28 protein-coding genes are annotated in these 25,642 nt (G+C 75.1%); 12 read left to right on the top strand and 16 right to left on the bottom strand.

Annotated features, from left to right (window positions below):
* Positions 1–29 precede the first annotated feature (29 nt).
* The 3 genes from ACI789_RS10945 to ACI789_RS10935 all read left to right on the top strand — a co-directional run bounded on the left by ACI789_RS10945 (position 30) and on the right by ACI789_RS10935 (position 3,080).
* Complete coding sequence (locus ACI789_RS10945; protein ID WP_457008855.1) at positions 30–770, top strand: sigma-70 family RNA polymerase sigma factor; 741 nt, start codon at positions 30–32, stop codon at positions 768–770.
* Positions 771–891: 121 nt separating this feature from the next.
* Complete coding sequence (locus tag ACI789_RS10940) at positions 892–2,067, top strand: DUF5667 domain-containing protein (RefSeq protein WP_457008853.1); 1,176 nt, start codon at positions 892–894, stop codon at positions 2,065–2,067.
* A gap of 98 nt (positions 2,068–2,165) precedes the next feature.
* Positions 2,166–3,080, top strand: a complete 915-nt coding sequence (locus tag ACI789_RS10935) for an HAD family hydrolase (protein WP_457008851.1) — start codon at positions 2,166–2,168, stop codon at positions 3,078–3,080.
* Positions 3,081–3,188: 108 nt separating this feature from the next.
* On the opposite strand, the gene ACI789_RS10930 is transcribed toward ACI789_RS10935, so the two are convergent.
* From ACI789_RS10930 to ACI789_RS10905, 6 genes are all read right to left on the bottom strand, one after another.
* Positions 3,189–4,097, bottom strand: coding sequence for a lysophospholipid acyltransferase family protein (locus ACI789_RS10930; protein ID WP_457008849.1), 909 nt, complete (start codon positions 4,095–4,097; stop codon positions 3,189–3,191).
* Entirely contained in the window at positions 4,090–5,196 is a 1,107-nt protein-coding gene (locus ACI789_RS10925) for an NAD-dependent epimerase/dehydratase family protein (protein ID WP_456916269.1), read from the bottom strand. Before ACI789_RS10925 ends, ACI789_RS10930 begins: the two co-directional genes overlap by 8 nt.
* 10 nt (positions 5,197–5,206) lie before the next feature.
* Positions 5,207–5,305 carry a 30S ribosomal protein bS22 gene (locus ACI789_RS10920; protein ID WP_012854759.1) on the bottom strand — a complete coding sequence of 33 codons (99 nt, stop codon included), beginning with the start codon at positions 5,303–5,305 and terminating at the stop codon, positions 5,207–5,209.
* 381 nt (positions 5,306–5,686) lie between these two features.
* Positions 5,687–6,034, bottom strand: a complete 348-nt coding sequence (locus ACI789_RS10915; RefSeq protein ID WP_456916270.1) for a helix-turn-helix domain-containing protein — start codon at positions 6,032–6,034, stop codon at positions 5,687–5,689.
* Between the two features lie 251 nt (positions 6,035–6,285).
* Positions 6,286–7,119, bottom strand: coding sequence for a pyrroline-5-carboxylate reductase (gene proC / locus ACI789_RS10910; RefSeq protein ID WP_457008846.1), 834 nt, complete (start codon positions 7,117–7,119; stop codon positions 6,286–6,288).
* A complete protein-coding gene (locus ACI789_RS10905; RefSeq protein ID WP_457008844.1) occupies positions 7,116–7,856 on the bottom strand; it encodes a hypothetical protein in 741 nt (246 codons plus the stop codon). Before ACI789_RS10905 ends, proC begins: the two co-directional genes overlap by 4 nt.
* Positions 7,857–8,032: 176 nt before the next feature.
* On the opposite strand from ACI789_RS10905, the gene ACI789_RS10900 reads away from it, so the two are divergent.
* Positions 8,033–8,485, top strand: coding sequence for a type 1 glutamine amidotransferase domain-containing protein (locus tag ACI789_RS10900; protein WP_457008842.1), 453 nt, complete (start codon positions 8,033–8,035; stop codon positions 8,483–8,485).
* Between the two features lie 18 nt (positions 8,486–8,503).
* Here the strand turns inward: ACI789_RS10900 and ACI789_RS10895 are convergent, their stop codons facing one another.
* On the bottom strand, positions 8,504–9,322 hold the full coding sequence (locus ACI789_RS10895; RefSeq protein WP_457008840.1) for a hypothetical protein: 819 nt from the start codon (positions 9,320–9,322) through the stop codon (positions 8,504–8,506).
* The gene (locus ACI789_RS10890) at positions 9,319–10,266 is read right to left on the bottom strand and encodes a Ppx/GppA phosphatase family protein (RefSeq protein WP_457008838.1); all 948 of its coding nucleotides are present in this window, start codon (positions 10,264–10,266) and stop codon (positions 9,319–9,321) included. Before ACI789_RS10890 ends, ACI789_RS10895 begins: the two co-directional genes overlap by 4 nt.
* Positions 10,267–10,377: 111 nt before the next feature.
* On the opposite strand from ACI789_RS10890, the gene ACI789_RS10885 reads away from it, so the two are divergent.
* The 3 genes from ACI789_RS10885 to ACI789_RS10875 all read left to right on the top strand — a co-directional run bounded on the left by ACI789_RS10885 (position 10,378) and on the right by ACI789_RS10875 (position 14,334).
* A complete protein-coding gene (locus tag ACI789_RS10885) occupies positions 10,378–11,229 on the top strand; it encodes a hypothetical protein (protein ID WP_457008836.1) in 852 nt (283 codons plus the stop codon).
* Between the two features lie 61 nt (positions 11,230–11,290).
* A complete protein-coding gene (locus tag ACI789_RS10880) occupies positions 11,291–13,486 on the top strand; it encodes a bifunctional MFS transporter/dTMP kinase (protein WP_457008834.1) in 2,196 nt (731 codons plus the stop codon).
* A gap of 5 nt (positions 13,487–13,491) precedes the next feature.
* Complete coding sequence (locus ACI789_RS10875) at positions 13,492–14,334, top strand: class I SAM-dependent methyltransferase (protein WP_457008832.1); 843 nt, start codon at positions 13,492–13,494, stop codon at positions 14,332–14,334.
* Between the two features lie 146 nt (positions 14,335–14,480).
* Here the strand turns inward: ACI789_RS10875 and ACI789_RS10870 are convergent, their stop codons facing one another.
* A complete protein-coding gene (locus ACI789_RS10870) occupies positions 14,481–15,482 on the bottom strand; it encodes a helix-turn-helix domain-containing protein (RefSeq protein ID WP_457008830.1) in 1,002 nt (333 codons plus the stop codon).
* Positions 15,483–15,564: 82 nt separating this feature from the next.
* On the opposite strand from ACI789_RS10870, the gene ACI789_RS10865 reads away from it, so the two are divergent.
* Positions 15,565–15,792 (top strand): hypothetical protein, encoded by a 228-nt coding sequence (locus tag ACI789_RS10865; protein ID WP_457008828.1) that lies wholly within the window; start codon positions 15,565–15,567, stop codon positions 15,790–15,792.
* A 43-nt stretch (positions 15,793–15,835) separates the two neighbouring features.
* A complete protein-coding gene (locus ACI789_RS10860; RefSeq protein WP_456916282.1) occupies positions 15,836–16,045 on the top strand; it encodes a DUF3072 domain-containing protein in 210 nt (69 codons plus the stop codon).
* A gap of 112 nt (positions 16,046–16,157) precedes the next feature.
* Here the strand turns inward: ACI789_RS10860 and ACI789_RS10855 are convergent, their stop codons facing one another.
* Positions 16,158–16,838: a winged helix-turn-helix domain-containing protein gene (locus ACI789_RS10855; RefSeq protein ID WP_456916283.1), complete on the bottom strand. Its 681-nt coding sequence runs from the start codon at positions 16,836–16,838 to the stop codon at positions 16,158–16,160.
* On the bottom strand, positions 16,838–18,091 hold the full coding sequence (locus ACI789_RS10850; RefSeq protein WP_457008825.1) for a sensor histidine kinase: 1,254 nt from the start codon (positions 18,089–18,091) through the stop codon (positions 16,838–16,840). The genes ACI789_RS10855 and ACI789_RS10850 overlap by 1 nt, the downstream gene beginning before the upstream one ends.
* 226 nt (positions 18,092–18,317) lie before the next feature.
* Between ACI789_RS10850 and phoU the strand changes: the two genes are divergently transcribed.
* Complete coding sequence (phoU, locus tag ACI789_RS10845) at positions 18,318–18,977, top strand: phosphate signaling complex protein PhoU (RefSeq protein WP_457008823.1); 660 nt, start codon at positions 18,318–18,320, stop codon at positions 18,975–18,977.
* A gap of 57 nt (positions 18,978–19,034) precedes the next feature.
* On the opposite strand, the gene ACI789_RS10840 is transcribed toward phoU, so the two are convergent.
* Entirely contained in the window at positions 19,035–19,796 is a 762-nt protein-coding gene (locus ACI789_RS10840) for a phosphoglyceromutase (protein ID WP_457008820.1), read from the bottom strand.
* A gap of 34 nt (positions 19,797–19,830) precedes the next feature.
* Positions 19,831–20,130: a hypothetical protein gene (locus ACI789_RS10835; RefSeq protein ID WP_457008818.1), complete on the bottom strand. Its 300-nt coding sequence runs from the start codon at positions 20,128–20,130 to the stop codon at positions 19,831–19,833.
* 416 nt (positions 20,131–20,546) lie between these two features.
* Between ACI789_RS10835 and ACI789_RS10830 the strand changes: the two genes are divergently transcribed.
* Positions 20,547–21,305 carry a class I SAM-dependent methyltransferase gene (locus ACI789_RS10830; protein WP_457008816.1) on the top strand — a complete coding sequence of 253 codons (759 nt, stop codon included), beginning with the start codon at positions 20,547–20,549 and terminating at the stop codon, positions 21,303–21,305.
* On the opposite strand, the gene ACI789_RS10825 is transcribed toward ACI789_RS10830, so the two are convergent.
* The 3 genes from ACI789_RS10825 to mshA are packed head-to-tail and all read right to left on the bottom strand — an operon-like array spanning position 21,278 to position 24,749.
* A complete protein-coding gene (locus ACI789_RS10825) occupies positions 21,278–22,873 on the bottom strand; it encodes an MFS transporter (RefSeq protein WP_457008814.1) in 1,596 nt (531 codons plus the stop codon). The genes ACI789_RS10830 and ACI789_RS10825 overlap by 28 nt on opposite strands.
* On the bottom strand, positions 22,870–23,403 hold the full coding sequence (locus ACI789_RS10820) for a YbjN domain-containing protein (protein WP_457008812.1): 534 nt from the start codon (positions 23,401–23,403) through the stop codon (positions 22,870–22,872). Before ACI789_RS10820 ends, ACI789_RS10825 begins: the two co-directional genes overlap by 4 nt.
* Entirely contained in the window at positions 23,400–24,749 is a 1,350-nt protein-coding gene (gene mshA, locus ACI789_RS10815) for a D-inositol-3-phosphate glycosyltransferase (protein WP_457008810.1), read from the bottom strand. The genes ACI789_RS10820 and mshA overlap by 4 nt, the downstream gene beginning before the upstream one ends.
* A gap of 81 nt (positions 24,750–24,830) precedes the next feature.
* Here mshA and ACI789_RS10810 point away from each other — a divergent pair, with 81 nt between their 5' ends.
* Positions 24,831–25,613: an SDR family oxidoreductase gene (locus ACI789_RS10810; protein WP_457008808.1), complete on the top strand. Its 783-nt coding sequence runs from the start codon at positions 24,831–24,833 to the stop codon at positions 25,611–25,613.
* Positions 25,614–25,642 lie beyond the last annotated feature (29 nt).

Here is a 25,642-nt window from a genome sequence, read left to right as displayed (position 1 = left end):
GCGGGCCGACGAGGAGGTCCGACGCCCGCATGACCCGGTCGCGCCAGGTGGACGCGCGCCCCGCACCGGTCCCCGACGGGCGGTCGGAGCGGCCCGGCCCGGCCCCGCGTCCCCGCCCCACCCCGCAACCGCGTCCGGCCGCCGTCCCCCCGCCGGACGCCGTCGAGGACGAGGCCGGCGTCGCCGAGGAGCTCGCGGCGATCGGCGCGAGCGTCCCGCCGCCCACGGTCGACGTCTGGGCGCTGGTGCGGCAGGCCCAGGACGGCGACGCCGAGGCGTTCGGCCGCCTCTACGACCACTACGTGACGGTGGTCTACCGCTACGTCCTCCACCGGGTGGGCAACCGGGCGCTGGCCGAGGACTTCACCAGCGAGACCTTCGTGCGCGCCCTGCGGCGGATCGACTCGCTGTCCTTCCAGGGCCGCGACGTCGGCGCCTGGCTGGTGACGATCGCCCGCAACATCGTCCTCGACCACGTGAAGAGCAGCCGGTTCCGGCTCGAGGTCACGACGGCCGACATGCGCGACGCCGACCGCAGCACCGACGGTCCGGAGGACGCGGTCGTGCAGCAGCTGACCAACGAAGAACTGCTGGCCTGCATCCGCCGGCTGGGCGGGGAACAGCAGGAGTGCATCTCGCTGCGCTTCCTGCAGGGGCTGTCGGTGTCGGAGACCGCGGCGGTCATGGGGAAGAAGGAGGGCGCCATCAAGGCCCTCCAGCACCGCGCCGTCCGGCGGCTGGCCGCGCTGTTGCCGGAGGGGCTGCGGTGAACGCCACAGGAGTCGTCCCGCGGCAGGCCGTAACGGCCGCACGCACCGCGTCGTTGCCCGAGTGGGTGCGCGGCACGGGACGGCGCCCCCGCACCCCCGCCCGACCCTCCGGAGGCCCTCGGTGAGCCCGCACGACGCACCCGCGCCCACGGGGTCGCGCCGTGCCGCCGTCCGGGAGCAGGAGGACGCCGTCCTCGTGCGCCTGGCGGCCCTCGCCACCGCCCTGGACGACGAGCCCGACCCCGCCTTCCGGACCGCGACCCGGGACCGGCTGGTGGCCATGGCCGCCGTCCGCACCCCCGAGCCGGCCCCTCGCTCGCGCCTGCGCCGGCTGCTCGCCGTCCGGGCCGAGGACGCCGTGGCGCGGCCGTGGCGCACGCGGGTGACCGCGGGCCTGGCCGGTGCGGCGCTCACCGTCACGGCGCTGGGCACCCTGGTCGCGGTGGCGAGCGACGCCAGCCCCGGCGACGCGCTGTACGGGCTCAAGCGCGGCACCGAGCAGACCCAGCTGGCACTGGCCGGCGACGACCGCGGCCTCACGCTGCTGCAGTTCGCCGCCACCCGGCTCGAGGAGCTCGACGAGCTCTCCGGCACCGGCGCGGCGGACGTCGTCGTCGGCCTGCTCGACACGATGGACGCGCAGACCGCCGAGGGCGCCGCCCTGCTCACCACCCGAGCCGTGGACGGCCGGGACACCGCACCGCTCGACGAGCTCGCGGCCTGGACCGCGCGGCAGGGCGCCGGCCTGGCCGCGGTGGAGGCCGGGATGCCCGCCGGTGCGACGACCGACCTGGACGAGTCGTCGGACCTGCTCGCCGCGGTCGGCGCGCGGGCCGCGGACCTGAAGGCGGCGCTCGCCTGCCCGGGCGGACCGGCCCCCGGCGGCACCGACACCCTGGGGCCGGTGCCGGTCCCGTGCCCGGCCGAGGTCCCCGCGCCGGCCCCGTCCGCCCCCGCCGCGGACCCCTCGCAGCCGCCGGCCGGGGCCCCGGCTGACGAGTCCCCCGACCGCGACGCCGCGACGACACCGTCGGCGCCCCCCGCGCCGAGCGCGCCCCCCGCACCGGCGACCCCGCCCGAGGGCCGGAGCACCGGGACCCCGGAGAGGGGCGCCGACCGGGCACCGTCGCCGTCGCCGCAGGCCCCGGCCCGGACGCCGCCCTCGACGCCGTCGCTGCCGGTCCCGCTGCCACCGGTCGTCGGGTCGCCCGAGACGTCGCCGCCGTCCTCGTCGCCCTCCCGGCCGCCCCTGATCGACACGCCGCTGCCGATCTGCATCCGGCCGCTGGTCTGCTGAGCCGCCTCGGTCCCGACTCCGGGAGTCCCACTAGGGTCGAGGACAGGCCAACCGCCCCAGCCGCAGCACTCGTGGGGCCGGACAGGGGGAGGTCGACGGTGCCGGGACTGCCCTTCCGCAGCCGCCGTGCACGGGAGGCGGCGGAGCTGCCCGACGAGGGCACGCGAGCACTCGTCGCCGGCGTCGCGTCGGCCGCCGCCGCCGAGGTCGAGCCGGCTCCGGCCGTCGTCCCGGACCTCACCGCCGCGGCGTTCTTCGACGTCGACAACACGATGATGATGGGCGCCTCGCTGTTCTGGTTCGCCCGTGGCCTGGCCGCCCGCAAGTACTTCACCAGCCGCGACCTGGCGCGGTTCGTGTGGCAGCAGGCGAAGTTCCGGATCGCCGGCAACGAGAGCGCCGACGACATGCACACGATCCGCGAGAACGCGCTGGCCTTCGTCGCCGGCCGGCCGGTGGCCGAGATCGTGCAGGCCGGCGAGGAGATCTACGACGAACTCATGGCCGACCGCATCTGGGCCGGCACGCGGGTGCTCGCCCAGAAGCACCTGGACGCCGGCCAGCGGGTCTGGCTGGTCACGGCCACGCCGGTGGAGCTGGCCGGCATCATCGCCCACCGGCTGGGGCTCACCGGCGCGCTGGGCACCGTCGCCGAGGTCGTCGACGGCCACTACACCGGCCGCCTGGTCGGGGAGCTCATGCACGGCGAGGCCAAGGCCGAGGCGGTGCGCGCGCTGGCCGAGCGGGAAGGCCTGGACCTCGACCGGTGCACCGCCTACAGCGACAGCTCCAACGACCTGCCGATGCTCACCCTCACCGGCACCGCGGTGGCGGTGAACCCCGACACCGAACTGCGGGCGGTGGCCCGCTCCCGCGGGTGGGACGTCCGCGACTTCCGCACCGGGCGCAAGGCGGCCAAGATCGGCGTCCCCACGGTGGCCGCCGCCGCCGTCTCCGGCGGCCTGGTCGGCGGCGCGCTGGCCCTCCGCCGCCGCAACAAGCTCCCCTGGTGAGCGGGACGCCCCGCGGTGTGTGCACTCAGCGCGGTCTCCGGCGTCGTTCGACGACGATGAGTGCACACACCGCTCATCCGCATCGAGGCGACGCTCGTCTGCCGGAGCTCAGCCGAAGACGGACTTGCGCTGCAGCAGGAGCTGGTAGAGCGACTGCTGGATGGTCTCGCGCACCTGGTCGGTGAGGTTGAACACCAGCATCGGGTCCTCGGCCGCGCCCGGGCCGTAGGACGCCGTCTCGATCGGCTCGCCGAAGGCGATGTGCCACTTGGACGGCAGCGGCAGCAGCCCGAGCGGGCCCAACGCCGGGAAGGTCGGCGTGATCGGGAAGTACGGCAGCCCGAACAACCGCGCGAGGGTCTTCACGTTGCCGATCATCGGGTAGATCTCCTCGGCGCCGACGATCGCGCACGGGACGATCGGCACCCCGGTGCGCAGTGCCGCCGTGACGAAACCGCCCCGGCCGAACCGCTGCAGGGTGTACCGCTCGCGGAACGGCTTGCCGATGCCCTTGAAGCCCTCGGGGAAGACCCCGACCAGCTCCCCCTCGGTCAGCAGCCGCTCGGCGTCCTCGTTGCAGGCGAGCGTGGAGCCCATCTTCCGCGAGAGCGACCCGACCACCGGCAGGTCGAACACCAGGTCGGCGCCGAGCAGGCGCAGCCGCCGCTGGGCGGGGTGGTCGTCGTGCAGCGCCACCGTGGTCATCAACGCGTCGACCGGCAGCGTGCCGGAGTGGTTCGCCACGACCAGCGCGCCACCGGTGGCCGGGACGTTGTCCGCCCCGTGGGTCTCCACCCGGAACCAGCGGTTGAACAGCGGCCGCAGCAACGGCAGCAGCACGTGGTCGGTGAGGTCGGGGTCGAAGCCGAACTCGTCGGTGCCGTAGTCGCCGGTCAGCCGCCGGCGCAGGAACTCCAGCCCGCCGGCGACCTGCTCCTCCCACGAGGGGGGCGACGTCCGGTGGACCCGCGGCTCGTCGTCGTCGGGCCGCAGCGGGATCACGCGGGCCTCAGGCATCGTGCACCGCCCGCAGGTCGGGCGCCGCCGGCGCCGGCCGCAACCGCTGCCCGACCACACCGGCGGTCGCGCCCACCCGCTGCACCAGGGCGCGCGCGGTGTCGGTCACGCCCCGCACCAGGTCGGGAGAGACGACGGGGTGCACCGTCGCGGCGTAGTCGGCCAGGGCCTGCTCGGTGGTGTGGCGCGGGGTGTACCCGAACTCCTCGCGCAGGACGGTCGTGTCGACCACCCGGCCGAAGTTGAGGAAGCGCATCTGCTCGGGGGAGTAGTCGACGAAGCCGAAGCGCCGGCTGAGCCGGCCCACCGACCCGAGGGTCGGCGTGGGCAGCGGCACCTGCAGCCGGCCCAGCCGTCGGATGACCTGCGACAGCAACAGGGTGCCCTCCCCGCCGACGTTGACCGTGCCGGCGAACTCGCCCGTGGTGGCCCGGGTCAGCACGGCGAGGGCGTCGTCCTCGTGCAGCAGTTGCACGCGGGCGTCGTAGCCCAGCGCCGTGGGGACCAGCGGCATGCGCAGGAAGTGCGTGAGCAGCGAGTCGATCCGCGGGCCGATGAAGTTGGTGAACCGCAGCGCCGCCACGCCCACGTCGGGACGGCGGCGCGCGAAGGACCGGACGTAGCCCTCGATGTCGAGGCTGTCCTTGGCGAACCCGCCGGAGGGGACCCGCCGGGCCTGCATCGCCTCGGTGAAGACGGCCGGGTCGCGCGAGGAGGCGCCGTAGACGGCGCTGCTGGACTTCAGCACGAACCGGCGCACCGAGGGGGCCCGCTGGCAGGCCGCGAGGAGCTGCATCGTCCCGATGACGTTGAGCTCCTTCATCGGCCCGCGGCCACCGCTGCCGGCCGGCGTGGAGCTGATGTTCATGTGCACGACCGTGTCGACCGAGGCCGTCGCGATGACCTTGCCGATCAACGGGTTGCGGATGTCGGCTCGCACGAACTCGGTGCGGCCGAGGCGCCGAAGGACCTCCGGGGACGGGGGGACGGTGTCCACCCCGATGACCCGCTCGATGGAGCGGTCACGAGCGAGCTCGGCCGCCAGCGCACCACCCAACCACCGGCTCACACCGGTGACCAGGACGACGGCGGGCGGCACGAGCGTCAGCTCACTTCTTGTTGCGCCGCTGGACGCGCGTCTTCTTGAGCAGCTTGCGGTGCTTCTTCTTCGCCATCCGCTTGCGGCGCTTCTTGATGACCGAACCCATGTTGGTGCTCCCGACGTCGTCGCCGCGCGGCGTCCGCCGGTGACCGGTGGGGTCACGTCGGGCGCCGCGCGAGTGGTGATCAGCTCGTGTGCGACGCCCGGACCGGGCCCGGCGTCACTCGGCGCCCGAGCGTACCCGGCGCTCCCGCGGCGACGTTGCCGCGGGAGCGGGCCGGAGTGCGGTGTCACTCCCAGAGGGGAGTGGCGAGGAGCCCGGTCGACCTGCGACCGGTGGCCCCGTCCCGGGTCCCACCCCGAGGGTGGGGAGGAGGGGCGGCCTCCCTGCAGGGTCCCGCCGCGAGCGTGCGATCGGCGGGGGCAGGTGGCCCCGTCTCGGGTTCCGCCCTGAGCCTGCGAAGGGTGGGGAGGACGGGGTCCTTTCTCAGGCGATGTCGGTGTAGGCCTCGCGCAGGTAGTCCTGCACGGCGCGCTCCGGGACGCGGAACGAGCGGCCGACGCGGACGGCGGAGAGCTCGCCGGCGTGCACGAGGCGGTACACGGTCATCTTGGAGACCCGCATCATGCTGGCGACCTCGGCGACGGTCAGGAAGGTGACGGCCGAGCGCGGGGCCGGCACGGAGGGGCGGCCGACCGGCATGGCGGCCGGGTGGGCCGGCGCGATCGGGCGGGCCATGGCGGCAGCGGGGACGGGACGGCCGACCGGTCGCGGACCGGGCACGCCCGGGCGGACGTAGGCGGCAGCAGTGGCGTTGCGCTGGGGCATGGTCATGACTTCATCTCCGGACCTAGCACGCGTCGGGCGTCGGCTTCCCCACCGACTACGGGACACGCACGTGCTGATACAGAGCGTAGGGGGACTGGCGTGACAGAAGCGATGGAAGAAACGAACATGCGGACCGGTCCGTCCTGGGCAGAACTACACCTATGTAGGCATGTCGACGTGTGTCTGGGCGCGTCGCGGACGACACGTTGTCGCGCAGTCACGGATCGTCGACATGTCGTCCCCCGTTCTAGGTAATCTCACCGATCCCTCGCGCGCTGGCCGAGCTCGACCGAGCGGGCGTGGGCGGCCTCGATGGCCGCGATCAGCGCCGCCCGGACGCCGTGCCGCTCCAGCTCCCGGATCGCGGCGATCGTCGTCCCGCCCGGGCTGGTCACCGCCTCCCGCAGCTGGACCGGGTGCTCGCCGGAGTCCCGCAGCATCACCGCCGACCCGAGGGCGGTCTGGACGATGAGGTCGGCGGCCAGCTCCCGCTGCAGGCCCAGCAGGATCCCGGCGTCGATCATCGCCTCGACGAGGTAGAAGAAGTAGGCCGGACCGCTGCCCGACAGGGCCGTCACCGCGTCCTGCTGGCTCTCCGGCACCCGCCGGACCCGGCCGACGGCGGCCAGCAGCGTCTCCGCCTCGTCCAGGTGCGCGTCGTCGGCGTGCGCGCCGGCCGAGAGCACCGACATGCCCTCGTCCACCAGCGCCGGGGTGTTCGGCATGACCCGTACGACCGGGACGCCGTCGCTCAGCGCCGCCTCGATGGTCGCGGTCGGCACGCCGGCGGCGACCGAGACGACCAGGTGCCCCGCGTCGACGACGTCGGCGAGCAGGCCGAGCAGGGTGCCGATGTCCTGCGGCTTGACCGCGAGCAGCAGCACGCGGGCGCGGGCGGCGGCCTCCGCCAGCCCGACGGCGGGCACCCCGTACCGCTCGGCGAGCTCCGCGGCCCGCTCCGGGTGCCGCTCGCAGACGAGGATCCCGTCGGCACCGCCGCGGCGGACCAGCCCCGACAGCAGCGCCTCGCCGATCTTCCCGCCGCCGATGATCGCCAGACCGGAGCGGCCGGCGCCCTCCCGCCCGGTCACGACCGGCCCGCCAGGCGGCGCACGGCCGCGACCGTGGCCCCCTCGCCCGACGACAGGGCGACCCGCACCCCGTACCCGCCGGCCGCCAGCCGGCGCTGCTGCTCGGTGCGGACTCTCCACGGCATGACGTACTCCCAGCTGTCGGGTGCTCGTTCGTTCCAGGCGGCGCGCTCGCCGGCGATGGCGACCAGCCGCGGGTCGGTGGTGGCGACGGCCGGCCGCCCGGACCCGGCCATCAGCACGTTCAGGCAGCGCACGAAGGCGAGGTCGGCGGCCGCGCCACGCTGGTCGAGCAACCGCACGCGGCGGTCGGCGAGCTCCCGGCAGCGCTCCTCGGCACCGGGGCTGCCCGCCGGGACCACGACGGTGGCCGAGGGCAGCTCCGCGGCCAGGACGTCGACCGCGACCGGTGCGCCGGCCAGGGCCACTCCCAACCCCGCCGCGACGGCGGCCCGGGCGACCCCGCCGGCGTCGGCCCCGAGCCTGTCGACGGGCACGGTGAGCTCGCAGGCCGCGGCCGGCGCGGTCTCCGTCACCCGGGCGGCCAGCGTGCGCAGCTCCGCGGCCGGGTCGGCCGTGCCGGGACCGGGCAGGTGCTCCAGGGCGACGGGGGACCCCGAGGCGGTCAGTTCGGCGACCGCCCGCACCGCCTCGTCCACCGTCGAGGCGGTTCCTACCAGGGCGCCGAGGCGGCGACCGAGCAGGGCGAACACCGGAGGAGGCGGCTGCGCGGGCACGAGCCGAACGGTAGTGCGCGTGGCGTGTGCCGCCCGCGGGGCCGGGGTAGCCGCCGCCGCATGGCAGGAGAACTCGACGGGATGAAGGTGGCCGTCCTCGCGACCGACGGCGTGGAGCAGGTCGAGCTGGACCGGCCCTGGCAGCGCTCGAGGAGGCCGGCGCCGAGCCGGAGCTGGTGTCCCTGGAGGACGGGGAGATCACCGCCTACGACCACATCGACAAGGCCGACACCAAGAAGGTCGACGTCGCCGTCAGCGCGGCCGACCCCGACGACTACGCCGCGCTGGTGCTGCCCGGCGGCGTCATCAACGGTGACTTCGTGCGCGCCGACGCCGACGCGGTGGCCTTCGTCAAGGCGTTCTTCGAGGCGGGCAAGCCGGTGGCCGCGATCTGCCACGCCCCCTGGGTGCTCGCCGAGGCCGAGGTCGTCGGGGGACGGCGGATGACCTCGTGGCCCTCGCTGCAGACCGACCTGCGCAACGCCGGCGCCAAGTGGGTCGACGAGGAGGTCGTCGTCGACGGCAACCTGGTCACCAGCCGCAAGCCCGACGACCTCGACGCCTTCACCGCCGCGATGGTCGAGCAGTTCGCCGCCGGCCCCGACGCGCAGGACGACGAGGAGGAGTAGCGGGGGCGGCGGCCGCGCTCAGGTCCCGGACAGCAGACCGGCGGCCGGCGCGATGGTGAGCAGGGTCCCGGCGAAGACCAGGATGCCGACCAGCCGCACCCCGACGTGCTCCTTGTCCTGGCGTTGGCGCCACGCGCCCACCCCGGCGACGAGCCCGGCGACGGCCAGCGGCGCGAGCACCACGGCCAGGTAGGGCAGCAGCTCCCACAGCACCGTGAACAAGAAGTAGATGCCGACGCCGACCGCGAGGGCGACGACCAGCTCGCCGCCGAACCGCAGCCAGGCCAGGGCCCCCTCCTTCGGGCCGAGCGCCTCGTCCTCGAGCAGCGGTGCGTCGTCGTCGGCCCGGGCCACGGGGATGGGGCCGGTCGACGGCCCCGTCGCCGGTCCCGCGCCGCGGGCGGCCGCCGAGCCACGGCCGACCGCCGGGGTGGTGGTCGTCGTCCCCGGGACACCGGGCTTGCGGGAGGGCCGCAGGCCGGGGATGGCCGCGGTCGACGGGCCCGCCTCCCCCACGCGCCGGCGGTCGGGCTGCGGGGACGGCGGCGCGGGGTCACCGGTGTGGTCGCCCGCCCGGCGCCCGGAGGGCGTGCGCGGCCCGAAGCGGCCGGTGTCGCCGGTACGTGCGTCGGCCGCCCGCCGGCGGACACCGGTGTCCGTTCCGCGGTCACCACCGGTCCCCCGCTGCCGGACACCGGTGTCGGGCTCCTCGTCCCCGCGGCGCCGCCGCCCGCGCGGTGAGTCGAGGCCGGCCTCCCGGAGGATGTCGGCGAGCGGCCGGCCGGCCGTCTCCGGGTCCCTGCGGGGGACGTCGCGACGGTCCCTCGGGGCGGTCATCGTTCGTCCCCCAACTGGTCCAGGCGCCGGAGGATGACCCCCTCCCGCAGAGCCCACGGGCAGATCCGGACGGACGGTACGTCCAGCGCCCGCAGCGCCGCGTGCGCCACGACGGCGCCGGCGGGCATCTGGTGGGCGCGGTCGGGGGAGACGCCCTGCAGCTCGGCCAGCGCCGCGGACTCGATCCGCGACACGAACCCGGTCAGCTGCTCGAGCCCCTCGCGGGACAGCTGTCGCGGCGCCCGCAGGCCGGCCGAGTACGGCGCGGCGCCGGTGAGCCGGGCGAGGGTGCGGAAGGTCTTGCTCGTGGCCGCGACGAGGTCGGGGGGACCGTCGGCCAGCAGCTTCTTCGCCGCGGGCTTGAGCAGCTCCGCGGCGTGCCCGTCCAGCTTGGCCAGCGCCGCGAGGTCGGGACGGCCGCCGGACGTGGCCTCGGGCAGGTAGCGGCGGGTCATCCGCCCCGCGCCCAGGGGCAGCGAGAGCGCGACGTCCGGGTCCTCGTCGAGGCCGCTGGCCAGCTCGAGCGAGCCGCCGCCGATGTCGAGGACCAGCAGCCGCCCGGCGCTCCACCCGAACCACCGGCGGACGGCGAGGAAGGTCAGCCGCGCCTCCTCCTCGCCGCTGGTCACCTGGAGGTCGACGCCGGTCCTCTCCCGCACCCGCTCGAGGACCTCCAGCCCGTTGACCGCCTCGCGGATCGCCGAGGTCACCAGGGCCAGCAGCTGCTCGCACCCCTCCTTCTCGGCCTGGTCGCACGCCCGGCGCACGGCCTTGACCAGCGCCTTTTCACCCTCCTTGGAGAGGACGTCGTCCGGGCCGACGTGCTCGGCGAGCCGCAGCACCGACCGGTCGTCGTGCATCGGGGTGGGGTGCGCGCCGCGGTGGGCGTCGACCACGAGCAGGTGGACGGTGTTCGATCCGACGTCCAGCACCCCGAGCCGCATGCCGTCAGTCTGCCGGTCGCCCGCGGAACCGGCCGGTCACGGGGGGTCGTCGTGAGCCGCAGGGGTCGCTGGGAGGACGGCGGGACGGCGCGGCCCGCCTACCCTCGGTCCGTGCAGGACGTCCCGCTCGAGGTGCCCCTCGACTTCGCCCGCGAGTGGGTGGAGTTCCCCGACCCGGCCGACCCGCGGCACGTCGTCCGCGCCGACCTGACCTGGCTGTCGTCGGCCTGGACCTGCGTGTTCGGTCGCGGCTGCGCCGGGGTCGTCGAGGGCCGACCGGACGACGGCTGCTGCAGCCACGGCGCCTTCTTCACCGACGAGGACGACCTGGCGCGGGTCACCGCCGCGGTCGCCGACCTCACCGACGACGACTGGCAGCTGGCCCCGGTGGGCCGCGGCGCGTGGACCGAGCCCGACAGTGCTGAGGAGGGGCAAGCCCCCGACGAGGAGCAGGGCGTGCGGGCCCTGCGCACGCGGCTGGTCGACGGCGCGTGCGTGTTCCTCAACCGTCCCGGGTTCCCCGGCGGCGCCGGCTGCGCGCTGCACCGCATGGCACTGCGCGAGGACCTGCACCCGCTGCTCACCAAGCCCGACGTCTGCTGGCAGCTGCCCGTCCGGCGCGAGCAGGAGGAGGTCGAGCGGCCCGACGGCACGAAGGTGCTGGTCACCAGCATCGGCGAGTTCGACCGCCGCGGGTGGGGACCGGGCGGGCACGACCTCCACTGGTGGTGCACCGGTTCGCCCTCGGCGCACGTGTCCGCCGAGCCCCTCGTCCTCACCTACGCCGCGGAGCTGACCGCCCTGCTCGGCGCGCCGGCCTACGAGGAGTTGCGCCGGCTCACCGAGGCCCGGCTCGACCAGGGCCTGGTCGCCCCGCACCCGGCCAGCCCGCGCCCCGTGCCGCTCGTCCTGCAGCGCCGGCGACCGGCGGCGTCTCCCTCGTCAGGGGTGCATCCGCGCTGAGCCGCGGCCTCGCGCCACTACCCTCGCCCTCGGACGAATCGACGAGCGGACGGCGGGGACTGTGACCGAGGCGCGCGCGACGGCGGGCCCTCCCTCGGCCGGGGAGCGGTCCCGCGGGGACGGTACACGCCCCGACAACGCCTTCCTGGCGCTGGTCCGCATCCCCGTGTTCCGGCGGCTGTGGGCGGCGATCGCCGTCTCCAGCCTCGGCGACTGGCTGGGCCTCCTGGCCACCACGGCGATGGCCCAGCAGTTGACCCGCGAGGAGTCCCTGGCCGTGCAGGGCGCGGCCATCTCCGGGGTGATCCTCACCCGGCTGCTGCCCGACCTGGTCCTGGGCCCGCTGGCCGGCGCGCTGGCCGACCGGCTGGACCGCCGCACCACGGTGGTCGTCGGCGAGCTGCTGGCGATGTCGCTGTACCTGTCCATCGCCTTCACCTACGAGTTGACCTGGCTCTACGTCGCCCAGTTCCTGGTCGAGGCCGTCGGGTTGTTCACCAACCCGGCCAAGCAGGCGATGTGGGTGGCGATCGTTCCCCGCGAGCGGCTGGCGGTGGCCAACCAGATCTCGCTGTTCTCCGTCTACGGGGCGGTCCCGGTGGCCTCCCTGCTGTTCGCGCTGCTGTCGACGATCACCCGGGTGTTCCCCGGCGGCGGCGAGGGCGGCGAGGCCAGGACGGCGATCGTCGTCGCGCTGGTGATCAACGCGGCCAGCTTCGGCCTCAGCGCGCTCACCGTGCTGCTCTCCCGGCGGCTCATCCCCGGGACGCCGGCCGACCGGGAGGGCCAGCAGCGCAACGTCTTCTCGCTCGTGGTGGAGGGCGTGTCGTTCCTGCGCGGCCGGCCGTTGATGCGAGCCCTCTACGTGGGCGTCATCGGCGCGTTCGGCGCCGGCGGGCTCACCATCGGCGTCGCCCAGCTCTACGTCGCCACGCTGGAGGCCGGCACCGCCGGGTACGGCGTCGTCTTCGGGGTGGTCTTCACCGGCCTGGCGATCGGCATGCTGGTGGGGCCGCGCGTCCTGCCGACGGTCCCCCGCCGCAGCGTTTTCGCCAACGCCATCGGCCTGGCGGGGATGGCGCTGCTGGCCATGTCGGTGCTGCGCGACTTCGTGCTCGCCACCGGGGCGGCCTTCCTCGTCGGCCTGTTCGCCGGGGTGAGCTGGATCATCGGCTACACGCTCATCGGCTTCGAGGTGGAGGACCGGCTGCGCGGGCGGGTCTTCTCCTTCGTCGTCTCCTCGGTGCGGATCGTCCTGCTGCTGGCCGTGGCCGTCGGCCCCGGCCTGGCCGGCCTGCTGGGCGGCCACGACCTGCAGTTCGGCGACCTGCGGCTGACCGTCACCGGCCCCGGTCTGACGCTGCTCGTCGGCGGGCTGATCGCGCTGGTGGTGAGCGCCTACGCCCGGCGGCAGGTGGCGGCCGGGCGCTCCCGCACCCGGTTCCGCGACGTGCTGCGCCTGATCTGGGGCAGCTCGGACATCCTGTCGGCGTCGTCGTCGGGCGTCGGCCTGTTCGTCGTCGTCGAGGGCGCCGACCGCGAGCTCACCCGGCGGTACACGCAGGACGTCGCCCGGGTGCTGCGCGACTGCGGCTGCCCGGTCGTCGTCACCTCCGAACCCAGCGACACCCAGCTGGGCCGGCAGGTGCGCGGCGTGCTGTTCCCGCCGCCGCCGGGTTCGGGCACCGGCTTCCCGTCCCCCGAGCCGGCCCTGGACGACGACGGCCAGCCGGTCGGGGCGTACACGGCGGCGCTGCTGGCGGCCGCGGACCGCGCCCAGCACGTCGCGACCGTCATCCGGCCCGCGCTCGAGCGCAACCAGGTCGTGGTGAACACCCACTACGTGGACACCTCGATCGCCTTCCACGGCGCCGGGCAGGGCCTCGACGCCGACCGCATCTTCCGGACGTCGCTGTGGGCGACCCGCGGCCTGCTGCCCGACCTCACGGTGGTGGTGGACTCCCCCGTCACGGCCGCGCCCGCCGACGCCGACCCCGAGGCGGTCCGGCGCGCCTTCCTGGCCCAGGCCGACGCCGCGCCGGACCGCTACGTCGTCGTCCCCGGTGAGCTGCTGGCGGCCGAGGGCGAGGACGGCTTGGTCTCGCCCGTCGTCCGGCGCCGGATCGAGAGCCTGCTCGCGCTGCGCTACCCGGCCGCCCCCGAGGGCACCGCGGGGACCGAGCGGGCGCCGGTCGACCCGCCGGTCCCGGTTCGGTCGCCCGCTGCCCGGGACGTCGCCGACGGCTCCGTAGGCTGACCTCCGTGGACGAGCTCGCGCGTTGGACGGCGCAGGACACCGAGGAGGTCGTCTGCTGCCTGTGCGGCGTCGCCGGCACGCTCGTGCACGACGTCGCCCCGTTCGGGGTGGTGCGCTGCCCGCAGTGCGAGCTGGTGTTCATCAGCCCGCGGCTGCGCCCGGAGGCACTGCAGCGGCTCTACGACGACGTCGGCTACTTCGAGGGCGGCGTGTACGGCAACGCGGTCTCCTCGGCCGCCGACGCCCCGGCGTCCGGGGGCCTCTCCCCCGCGATGCTGCTGCAGCGCACGTGGACGGCGGGCCGGCTGCGGCTGATCGACCGCGCCCGGGACGGCGCCCCGGCGGGCGGGCGGCTGCTGGAGATCGGCGCCGGCTACGGCCTGTTCCTGGCGGCCGCGCGCGACGCGGGCTGGACGACGTCCGGCGTGGAGCTGTCCCGCACCGGCGCCAAGCACGCGCAGGACACGCTGGGCCTGGACGTGTTCTGCGGCCAGCTCGAGGACGCCCCGCTGACCCCGGGCTTCGACGTCGTCTGCGCGTGGGACACCGTCGAGCACGTGCCCGACCCGCTGTCGTTCTGGCGCACGGTGCGCGGCCAGGTGGCCGACGACGGCGTGGTGGTCTTCTCGACGCCCTACTACTCGTCGCTGCCGGCCCGGCTGCTGGGCACCCGCTGGTGGACCCTCAAGCCGACCGAGCACATCTGGCACTTCACGCCGCGCACCCACGCGCTGCTGCTCGCCCGGGCCGGGCTGGCGCTGACACGGGTGATCCGCAGCCCGCTGGCACCGGCCAACGCCGGACGGCTGGACTCCCTCGTCGGCATCGCCCGGCCCATCCCGAACTAGGACGGTGGCCGCAGGCCTCTGCTGACGGTCGGTGGCCCCGTCCAGGGCACCGCCGCGAGCCTGCGCGCGGTTTCGCGGCCCCGTCCAGGGCACCGCCGTGAGCCTGCGAGCGGCGGGGAGGACGGGGTCCTTCTCGGGGTCCTTCTTCAGGCCGCAGTCTCCTCGCCGGCGACCGCCGGGAGCGCCTTGCGGAACGTCTGCCGGTAGGCGCGGGGCGACACCCCGCGGCGGCGGGTGAACTGCTCGCGCAACCCGGCCGCGGTGCCGAAGCCGACCAGCCGGGCGATCTCCTCGACCGGCGCGTCGCTGTTCTCGAGCAGCTCCTCCGCGGCGGCCAGCCGCTGACCGAGCAGCCAGGCGTGCGGCGTCGTCCCCGTGGTGGCCTTGAACCGGCGGGCGAAGCTGCGCGGGCTCATCAGCGCCCGCCGCGCCAGCACCTCGACGCTGATGTCCTCGGTCAGGTGCGCCGAGGCCCACTCCAGGACGGCGCCGAGCAGGTCGTCCTCGCAGGCGGCGACCGGGGCGTCGATGAACTGGGCCTGCCCGCCGTCGCGGTGCGGCGGCACGACCATCTCCCGGGCCAGCGCGTTGGCCGCGGCCGCCCCCCACTCCCGGCGGACGAGGTGGAGCAGGGTGTCCACCCCGGCCGCGGTGCCGGCGCCGGTGAGGATCGAGCCGTTGTCCACGTAGAGGACGCTCGGGTCGACGTGCACCGAGGGGTACCGCGCGGCGAGCTCACCGGCGTACTTCCAGTGCGTCGTGGCCCGCTGGCCGTCGAGCAGGCCGGCCTCGGCGAGCACGAACGCCCCGGTGCACTGGCTGACGATCAGCGCCCCGTTGGCGTGCGCGGTGCGGAACGCGTCGAGCAGCTGCGGCGTGGGCACGCGGCTGAACAGCTCCCAGGCGGTGATCGTCACGATGTCGGAGGCGGCCAGCCGCTCGAGGCCGTGCTCGATCGTGATCGGGATGCCGGTGTCGGTGCGGACGACGCCCGGCTGCTCGGTGACCAGGGCGAAGTCGAAGCGCGGCAGCCCCATGGTGCGCCGGTCGTAGCCGAAGACCTCGGCCGCCACACCGAGGCCGAAACTGCCGACGAGCCCGTCGGCGACGACGCAGCTGACGACGAGCGGACGACCCCTGGCTGCCATGCCGACATCATGGCAGAGAAGTTGCGATTGCGGTCAGTCCTGCCACTCGTGCAGCCACTGTGACCGGGAGCACGCTCCTCCCATGTTCCTGATCACCTGCCCCGTCACCCGGACCGACGAGCTGGTCGCCGACCGGCGGATCCGCTCCGTGGTCAACCACCCGACCCACATCGCGATGCACGTCGAGTGCCCCGCCTGCGGCGCCGTGCACGTCTACCGCACCGGCCGCCGCTGGGAGGAGACCCGGCGGCAGCGGACCGAGGAGCGCGCGGTCCCGGCCCGACCGGCGCCGGAGCTGGCGCGGGCCTGAGTTCGCCGTGCGCGCGACCACGCCCGGGCCTACGCTCGAACACATGAGCGAATCCGACGCACACACCGAGCGCACCACCGAGAAGGACCCCTCGGACTGGGTGACCGGGGACGAGCCGGCCACCGGCGCGCAGAAGAGCTACCTGGGCACCCTCGCCCGGGAGGCCGGTGAGGAGGTCCCCGACGACCTCACCAAGGCCGACGCCTCGCGCAAGATCGACGAGCTCCAGGAGGAGACCGGCCGGGGGCAGTAGCAGGACCCCTGCCCCCACCGGAGGAGGCCCCGTCCTCCCCACTCCTCGCACGCTCGGGGCGGGCCCTGGACGGGCCGGGGGCGGGCCCCTGCGGGGGCCTCGGGTCCAGGCGCTACGCCTCGAACTTGTAGCCCAGGCCGCGGACGGTCACCAGGTACTTCGGGTTGGCCGGGTCCGGCTCGATCTTGGCCCGCAGCCGCTTGACGTGGACGTCGAGGGTCTTGGTGTCGCCCACGTAGTCCGACCCCCACACCCGGTCGATGAGCTGGCCGCGGGTCAGCACCCGGCCGGAGTTGCGCAGCAGCAGCTCGAGCAGGTCGAACTCCTTGAGCGGGAGCGCCACCGGCTCACCGTCGACCGCGACCACGTGCCGCTCGACGTCCATCCGGACCGGGCCGGCCTCGAGGGTGGCGTCCACCGGGACCTCGACGTCGCCACGGCGGCGCAGCACCGCGCGGATCCGGGCCACCAGCTCGCGGGCGGAGTACGGCTTGGTGACGTAGTCGTCGGCGCCCAGCTCCAGCCCGACGACCTTGTCCACCTCGGAGTCCTTGGCGGTCAGCATGATGATCGGCACGTTCCCGCGGGAACGCAGCGCCCGGCACACCTCGGTGCCCGGCAGGCCCGGCAGCATCAGGTCGAGCAGCACGACGTCGGCGCCGCCGCGGTCGTACTCCGCCAGCGCCTCGGGGCCGGTCCCGGCCACGACCGCGTCGTAGCCCTCCCGGCGCAGCATGTAGGACAGCGCATCGGAGAAGGACTCCTCGTCCTCCACCACCAGCACGCGGGTCATCAGCGTCCCTTCGGGGCGTCGCCGACGACCGCGTCGCCGGCGATGGGGTGCTCGGCGACGGCGTCGCCGGCGAGATCTGACTGGTCGGCGGCGTCGCCGAGGGGCGGGCCACCCGCCGTCCGTGCGGCGAGCGGGATCCGCAGGGTGAACGTGGAGCCGAGGCCCTCCTCGCTCCACACGCTCACCGAGCCGCCGTGGTTGCTGGCCACGTGCTTGACGATGGCCAGCCCGAGGCCGGTGCCACCGGTGCTGCTGGCCCGCGACTGGTCGACCCGGTAGAAGCGCTCGAAGATCCGCGCGCGGTCCTGCCGCGGGATGCCGATCCCGCTGTCGGTCACGGTGATCTCGGCGAAGCCGGACCGGGCACGGGCGCCGACGGCGATCCGCGTCGCCTCGGGACTGTAGGCCACGGCGTTGGCCAGCAGGTTGGTCACCGCCGTGGCCAGCTGGGCCTCCACCCCGCGCACCACCAGGCCGCGCTCGCCGCCGCTGGCGATCGCGATGCGCTTGGCCGCGGCAGGCAGCTTGGTGCGGTCGACGGCCTCGGCCACGATCGTGTCCACGTCGACGGGCACCAGCTCGGGCAGCGGCTCGCCGCCCTGCAGCCGGGACAGGTCGATCAGCTCGCGGACCAGCCGCGCCAGCCGGTCGGCCTCGTGCGTCATGCGCGCGGCGAAGCGGCGGACCGTCTCGGGGTCGTCCGAGGCGTCCTCCACGGCCTCGGCCAGCAGGGACAGCGCCCCCACCGGCGTCTTCAGCTCGTGGCCCACGTTGGCGACGAAGTCGCGCCGGACGGCCTCCACCCGGCGAGCCTCGGTGACGTCCTGCAGCACGAGCGCCACCGGCCCACCCGGCGTGGACCCCGCCTCGAGACGGACGCCGTGGACGCCGACCAGCCGCGGGCCCCCGCCCACCAGCGGGCCGGGCAGCGAGACGTCGGCCCGCCGCCGTCCGCCGGCGCGGACCTCCCGGGCCAGTTCGAGCAGGTCCGGGACCAGCAGCCGGGTGTCCCGCACGATGCCGAGGGCACGCGCGGCCGGGTTGGCCAGCACGACGACGTCGTCACCGTCCAGCAGCACGACCGCCGGGTCCATGAGGTCGAGCAGGCGGCGGGCGAACACGGCCTCGGCCAGCGCCGGCGACGGCGGGGGGACCGGGTGGTCGGCGTCGGTTCGGGCGTAGCGCAGGAGGACCGTGGCGACCAGGACGCCACCGACGACCAGGCCGACCACGAGGGCGACCGTGGGGCTCACACGACCGATGCTAGGCGGGGGGCAGGCCAGGTCATCCCCCGTACGAGTGGCGGCCGTTCCCGTACCGGGACTGTTCACGTTCCCGTGCCCGCTCGTTCACCCGCGGGGCCGGATGGGGGAACGATGCAGCCCTACCCTCGACGAGGAAAGCGCCGGGGAGTCCAGCCGACGGGCACCGGGCGCGCCAGCCACGGACCGGTCCGGCCGGCCGACGAGGAGGACGACGGTGCGCCAGCACTACCACGAGGAACTCGAGGACATCAACAGCTGCCTGGTCGACATGGCGAACGCGGTCGGCTCGGCGATGAGCAAGGCGACCACCGCCCTCCTGGACGCCGACGTCGAGCTGGCCAACCTGGTCATCGAGGGCGACGACCGCATCGACGCCACCCGCGAGAGCATCGAGCAGCGCTGCTTCACCCTGCTGGCCCGCCAGGCGCCGGTGGCCACCGACCTGCGGACGATCACCGCGGCCATGCGGATCATCGCCGACCTCGAGCGGATGGGTGACCTGGCCGTCCACGTGGCCAAGCTGGCGCGGATGCGCTTCCCGGAGCCCGCCGTCCCGCAGGAGCTGCGGCCGATCTTCCTGCAGGCCGGACACGTCGCCGAGAGCCTGGTCAGCCAGACCGCCACGGTGATCGCCAAGCTCGACGTCGAGGCCGCCGCCCACCTCGAGGCCGACGACGACCTCATGGACCAGCTGCACCGCCAGCTCTTCCGTGAGCTGCTGTCGAAGGACTGGCCGCACGGGATGGAGGCGGCCATCGACATCACCCTGCTCGGCCGCTACTACGAGCGCTTCGCCGACCACGCGGTCAGCGTCGCCCGGCGGGTGGTCTTCCTCGTCACCGGCGAGCGGGAGATGCACGCGACGGCGAACTGACCCGCTCCGCGGCACGACGACGGGCCCCTCCCATCCCGGGAGGGGCCCGTCGTCGTCCTACTTCTTGCCCTGGTTCTTGACCGCTTCGATGGCGGCCGCGGCCGCCTCCGGGTCGAGGTACTCGCCGCCGGGCTTGACCGGCCGCAGGTCGTCGTCGAGGTCGTAGCGCAGCGGCACGCCCGTGGGGATGTTGAGGCCCACCACCTCGTCCTCACCCATCCCGTCGAGGTGCTTCACCAGCGCCCGCAGGCTGTTGCCGTGCGCGGCGACGAGCACCGTGAGGCCCGCGCGCAGGTCCGGGACGATCGCGTCGTACCAGTACGGCAGCATCCGGACGACGACGTCGGCCAGGCACTCCGTCTGCGGCCGCACCTCCGACGGCAGCATCGCGTAGCGCGGGTCGTCGTCCTGGGAGTACTCGCTGCCGGCCTCGATGGGCGGGGGCGGGGTGCTGTAGGAGCGGCGCCAGACCATGAACTGTTCCTCGCCGTACTCGGCGAGCGTCTGCGCCTTGTCCTTGCCCTGGAGGGCGCCGTAGTGCCGCTCGTTGAGCCGCCACGAGCGCTTCACCGGGATCCACTGCCGGTCGGCCGCGGCCAGCGCCAGCTCGGCGGTGCTGATGGCGCGCTTGAGCACCGAGGTGTGCGCCACCTCCGGGAGCAGGCCGTGCTCGGCGAGCAGCTCGCCACCGCGCGCGGCCTCGGCGCGGCCCTTCTCCGACAGCGGCACGTCCACCCAGCCGGTGAACAGGTTCGCCTTGTTCCACTCGCTCTCGCCGTGGCGGAGCAGCACCAGCGTCCCCGGAGGAGTCGTCGTCACACCGGCCATCCTGCCCGACGCGGGTGGGGCGGGCTCAGCCGGTGAGCAGCGGCCACACGACCCACAGCTCGAAGGCGGCCGGCGGTGCCAGGCCGGTGAGCAGCCACGGGCTGCGGACCGGCCGCTCGGCACCCCAGCGCAGCGCGGCGACCAGGGCGACGCTGCAGGTCACGGCGACCGCGAGCCACAGCAGCACCGCAGGGACGTCGACGACGACCAGCTGGGCGAGGGCGAGTTCCACCGCGCACAGCAGCATCGGGTAGACCAGCGCGGAGGCCGCGACCAGCCCCACGAGCACCCGCACGAAGCGCTGCTGCCCGGTCTGGTCCTGCACCGTCGCCACGGTAGAAGGACGCCCCTGCCCCCCACCACTCGCACGCTCGCGGCGGGACCCTGCAGCGGGGCCAAGAGCCAAGGGCGACCCCCGAGCCCCCCACCACTCGCACGCTCGCGGCGGGACCCTGCAGCGGGGCCGAGAGCCAAGGGCGACCCCCGAGCCCCGCCACCACTCGCACGCTCGCGGCGGGACCCTGCAGCGGGGCCAAGAGCCAAGGGCGACCCCCGAGCCCCGCCACCACTCGCACGCTCGCGGCGGGACCCTGCAGCGGGGCCGAGAGCCGAGGGCGACCCCCGAGCCCCCCACCACTCGCACGCTCGCGGCGGGACCCTGCAGCGGGGCCGAGAGCCAAGGGCGACCCCCGAGCCCCCACTACCCACGAGCGCGCGGTGCGAGCAGGAGAGCATCAGTGGGTGACCGCAGTGCAGCGTTGGGCCGACGAACTCGCCGCGTGGGCCATCGACCCCGAGATCCTGGCCGCCGCACCCGAGTCGCCGTACGGGTTCCCGCCCGGGCTGTTCGGCAGCACCCGCCGCCCGGGCCGCACCGTCGAGGTGGCGCGCGAGGCGGCTCCGGCCAGCGTGCTCGACGTCGGCTGCGGCGGCGGCCGGGCCAGCCTCCCCGTGGGCGCCGCGGAACTGCTGGCGGTGGACTCCTCCCCCGAGATGCTCGAGCGGTACCGGGAGGCAGCCGGGACCACGCCGGTGCGCACCTGGTGCGGCCGCTGGCCCGACGTCGCGGGGGAGGTGCCGCCCGCCGACGTCGTCGTCGCCGCGGACGTCGTCTACAACGTGCCCGACATCGCCGGGTTCGTCGCGGCGCTGACCGACCACGCCCGCCGCCGGGTGGTCGTCGAGCTCAGCGACCTGCACCCCTGGACCTCGATGCGAGAGCTGTGGCGGCACTTCCACGGGCAGGACCGCCCCGCCGGCCCGAGCGCCGAGCTCTTCGGTGAGGTGCTGGCCGAGCTCGGCGTCGCCGCGGAGTCGGTCTCCGAGTCGCGGCCCGACCCCTGGCAGGACGCCCCGGACGACGTCGTCCTGGCCTTCACCAGGCGCCGGCTGTGCCTGCCCGCCGAGCGGGAGCCGGAGGTGGCCGAGGCGATGCGCCGGTTCCGCGACGACCGGCCGCGGACGTCGACGACCTACTGGTGGGCCGGGACCGCCTCCTGAGCGGCCGTCCGCCGGCGTCCGGGCAGCCAGACGAGGACGACGACCGCGGCGACCAGGGTGGCCGCCGCCGTCCCGACCGCCGTGACGTGCATGGCCGAGACGAAGGCCTCCTGCGCGGGGTCGAGCAGGCTCGTCGCCGCGGCCGTGGCGTCGGCGTCCCCGGCGGCGCGGACCCCGGCCACCGCCTCGAGGGTCGCCACCAGCGAGGTGCTCGCCTCGGTGCGGGCGCCGGGCGGGAGCACCTCGACGGCGTCCCCGAGGGAGGACCCGTAGGACGAGGCCAGCAGCGAGCCCAGGATGGCCACGCCCAGGGCGCCGCCCACCTGCCGGACGGAGTTGTTCACCGCGGCGCCCGCGCCGGCCTTGTGCCGCGGGACGACGGACATGATCGACTCCGTCGTCGGCGCCATCACCGCGCCCATGCCGAGCCCCTGCACCGACAGGATGCCGAGCAGCAGCCACAGCGGCGAGGCGCGGTCGAGCAGCTGGAAGCCGAGCACGGCGATCGTGATGAGGGTGAAGCCGGTGGCGACGACGGCCTTGGCGCCGAACCGCTCGGCCAGCCGGGAGCTGCCCGGCGCCATGACCGCCATGCCCAGGGCCATGGGGATGAGCGCGGCGCCGCTGCCCAGCGGTCCGTAGCCGAGGACGCCCTGCAGGTAGTAGACGAGATAGAAGGTCGCGCCCATGAGCGCGAAGAAGTTCAGGCCCAGTGCGGCCGCGGCGGCGGAGAACGCCGGGTTGCGGAAGAGCGTGACGTCCAGCGCCGGGTGGGTCGAGCGCCGCTGCAGCCAGACGAACAGCACCAGCAGGCCCAGCCCGCCGAGCAGCGGCACCAGCACACCCGGCGAGCTCCAGCCCTCCCCCGAGCCGCCGTGGATGATCCCGTAGACCAGGCCGGCCAGCGCCACGATGGACAGCAGCACGCCGGGGACGTCCAGCCGGCCCGGGGAGGGGTCGCGGGACTCGGGGACGACGAGCAGCGTGGCGACCACCCCGAGGACGGCGACCGGCACGGCGATGAGGAAGATCGCGCCCCACCAGAAGTGCTCGAGCACCGCGCCGCTGGCCAGCGGGCCGCCGGCGACGGCCAGCCCCGCGGCCCCGGCCCAGATGCCGATGGCGCGGCCGCGCTCCCCGGGCGGGAAGACGTTGGTGATGACCGCGAGCGTGGCCGGCTGGACCGCCGCGCCGCCGATCCCCATCACCGCCCGCCAGACGATCAGCTGCGCGGGGCTGTCGCTGAAGGCGCCGAACACCGACGCGACGGCGTAGATCGACAGGCCGACCAGCAGCACGGTGCGGCGGCCGATCCGGTCCCCCACCACGCCCCAGGAGAACAGCAGGCCGGCGAAGACCAGGATGTAGGCGTCGATCGCCCACTGCAGCTCGCCCTGGCTGGCCCCCAGGTCCCGCTGGAGGGTGGGGATGGCGACGTTGAGCGTCGTGTTGCCCATGATCACCACGAGCAGGCAGACCGTCATCGTGGCCAGCACCCACCAGCGGCGGGCGTAGCCGGGGCGGTCCTCGGCGGGGGGCCCGGACGCCGTCCGCTCGGCCGCCGTCACTCCTCGCCGTCCCGGTCCCGGACGGCCGCGCCGGTCCGCCGCTGGGGGTCGGCGAAGTCGGCGAACGCCTCCAGGTTGCGCAGGGACTCGCCCCGCTTCACCCGCCACTCCCACTCCCGGCGGATGGAGGTGCCGAACCCGATCTCGAGCATCGTGTTGAAGGGCTCGTCGGCGTAGCTGAGCACGGCGCCGAGGATGCGGTCCAGCTCCTCGGGCGTCACCACCGCGTGCGGCAGCCGGCCGGTCAGGTAGACGTCGCCCACCCGGTCGATCGAGTAGGACACGCCGTACATGCGGGCGTTGCGCTGCAGCAGGAAGGTCCACAGCTGCTCGCGGTTCTCGTCGGGCTGCCGGCAGACGAACGCCTCCACCCGCAGCGCGTGCTCCCCGACGACGAGGCCGCAGACCGTCTTGAGCTTCTTCGTGCCGGGCAGGTCGACCAGCCAGCGGCCCGGGGCCGGGTGCTCGAAGACCAGTTCGGCCTCGCGCAGGGTCTGCTCGATGACCGCGTCGAGCGCCTCGACGCTCACCGGGCGACCCCGGGGAGCGGCAGCACCGCCCCCAGGGTGCGGGCCGGGCGCAGCACCGGGCCGGCCACCCGGCCGTGGGCGGCCGCGGCCATCTCCTCGGCGGCGGCGGTGTAGGCGGCGACCAGCGAGTCGACGGTGCGCTCCCAGGAGAAGGAGCCGGCGTGCCGCCGGGCACCGGCCGACAGCAGCTCCCGCCGGGCGAGGACGGCGCGGATCGCGGCGGCGTAGTCGGCCGGTTCGCGGCCCTCGACGAGCACGCCGGACACGCCGTCCCGCACGGCGGTGCGCAGCCCGCCCACGGCGGCGGCCACCACCGGCGTCCCGCACGCCTGGGCCTCCAGCGCCACCAGGCCGAAGGACTCGTTGTGGCTGGGGACGACGGCGACGTCGGCGGCGCGGTAGTGCTGCGCGAGCCGCTCGGCGTGCTGGGGCGGCAGGAAGCGGACCAGGTCGGCGATGCCCAGCTCGGCGGCCAGCTGCTCGAGCTGCCGGGGCGCCTCCAGGCCCGAGCCGCTGGGCGCGCCGATCACGTGCACCTGGAGCCGGTCGCGCAGCGCGGGGTCGTCGGCGAGCATCCGGGCCGCCGCCTCGAGCAGCAGGTCGGGCGCCTTGAGCGGCTGGATGCGGCCGACGAAGAGCAGCACCACGGCGTCCTCGGCGACGCCCAGCTCCCGGCGGGCCGCCGTCCGGTCGCCGGGGGTGAAGCGGTCGAGGTCCACGCCGGGCGGGACGACGAGGGTGCGCCGCGGGTCGGCGCCGTAGTGGTCGACCAGGTCGCGGGCCTCGTCGGCGGTGTTGGCGATCAGCCGGTCGGCCTCGGCCACCACCTGCTCCTCACCGATCACCCGGCCCTGCGGCTCGGGCCGGTCACCGGCGGCGAGCGCGGCGTTCTTCACCTTGGCGAGGGTGTGTGCGGTGTGGATGAGCGGCACGCTCCACCGGTCGCGGGCCAGCCACCCCACCTGGCCCGACAGCCAGTAGTGGGAGTGGACGACGTCGAAGTGCCCCGGCTCGTGCTGCGCCTCCTCGCGGAGCACGGCGGCGGTGAACGCGCACAGCTGGCCGGGCAGCTCCTCCTTGCCCAGCCCCTCGAACGGGCCGGCGCTGACGTGCCGCACGGTGACGCCCGGGCTCATCTCGACGACGGGCGGCAGGTCGCTGGAGGTGGCGCGGGTGAAGACGTCGACCTCGATGCCGCGGGCGGCCAGCCGGCGGGAGACCTCGACGACGTAGACGTTCATGCCGCCGGCGTCACCGGCGCCGGGCTGGTCGAGCGGGCTGGTGTGCACCGAGAGCGTCGCCACCCGCCGGGGCGCGGCCGACCGGGGGCGTCGGCGAGCGGCCACGTCCGACCTCCCCGCCTCGGCTCAGGGCGCCGGACGGCACCCGCTCGACTCTCCATCCTGCAACAACGCCAGGATGGGCACATGCCCGACCCCTCCGCCCAGTCTGCATCCGGTTCCCCGCACCTGCCCGGCGCGGGCCGCACCGCGGTCGTGACCGGCGCCTCCAGCGGCATCGGGGCGGCCACGGCCACACGACTGGCAGCGGAGGGCTTCGACGTCGTCCTGGGGGCGCGGCGCCTGGACCGGCTGGCCGAGCTGGCCGGCGCGATCGGCGGCCGGGCGCTGCCGCTGGACCTCACCGACCCGGCGTCGGTCGAGGAGTTCGCCGCCGCCCTCGACCGGGTCGACGTGCTGGTCAACAACGCCGGCGGGGCCTTCGACGCCGCGCCGGTCGCCGAGGCCGACCTCGACTCCTGGGAGCGCACCTACGAGGTGAACGTGCTCGGCACCGTGCGGCTGACCAAGGCCCTGCTGCCGAAGCTCATCGCGTCCGGCGCCGGCGACCTGCTGTTCATGGGCTCCACCGCCGGGCTGATCTCCTACGAGGGCGGGGCGTCCTACACGGCGGCCAAGCACGCGGTGCACACCCTCGCCGAGACGCTGCGGCTGGAGCTCTACGACCAGCCGGTCCGGGTCGTGGAGATCGCGCCGGGCATGGTGAAGACCGAGGAGTTCACGCTCAATCGGGTCGGCGACCGGGAGAGGGCGGAGTCGGTCTACCGGGGGGTGCGCGAGCCGCTGGTGGCCGAGGACATCGCCGACTGCGTCGCGTGGGCGCTCACCCGGCCGCACCACGTCAACGTCGACCTGCTCGTCGTCCGGCCCCGGGCCCAGGCCGCCCAGCACAAGGTGTTCCGCGAGTAGGGACACCCTCGTCCCCGTCCACCGCGTCG

The sequence above is a fragment of the Geodermatophilus sp. SYSU D00965 genome (assembly GCF_054050075.1).
Note: the sequence above shows the minus strand (reverse complement) of the source record. Positions and strands in the feature narration are given on the sequence as shown.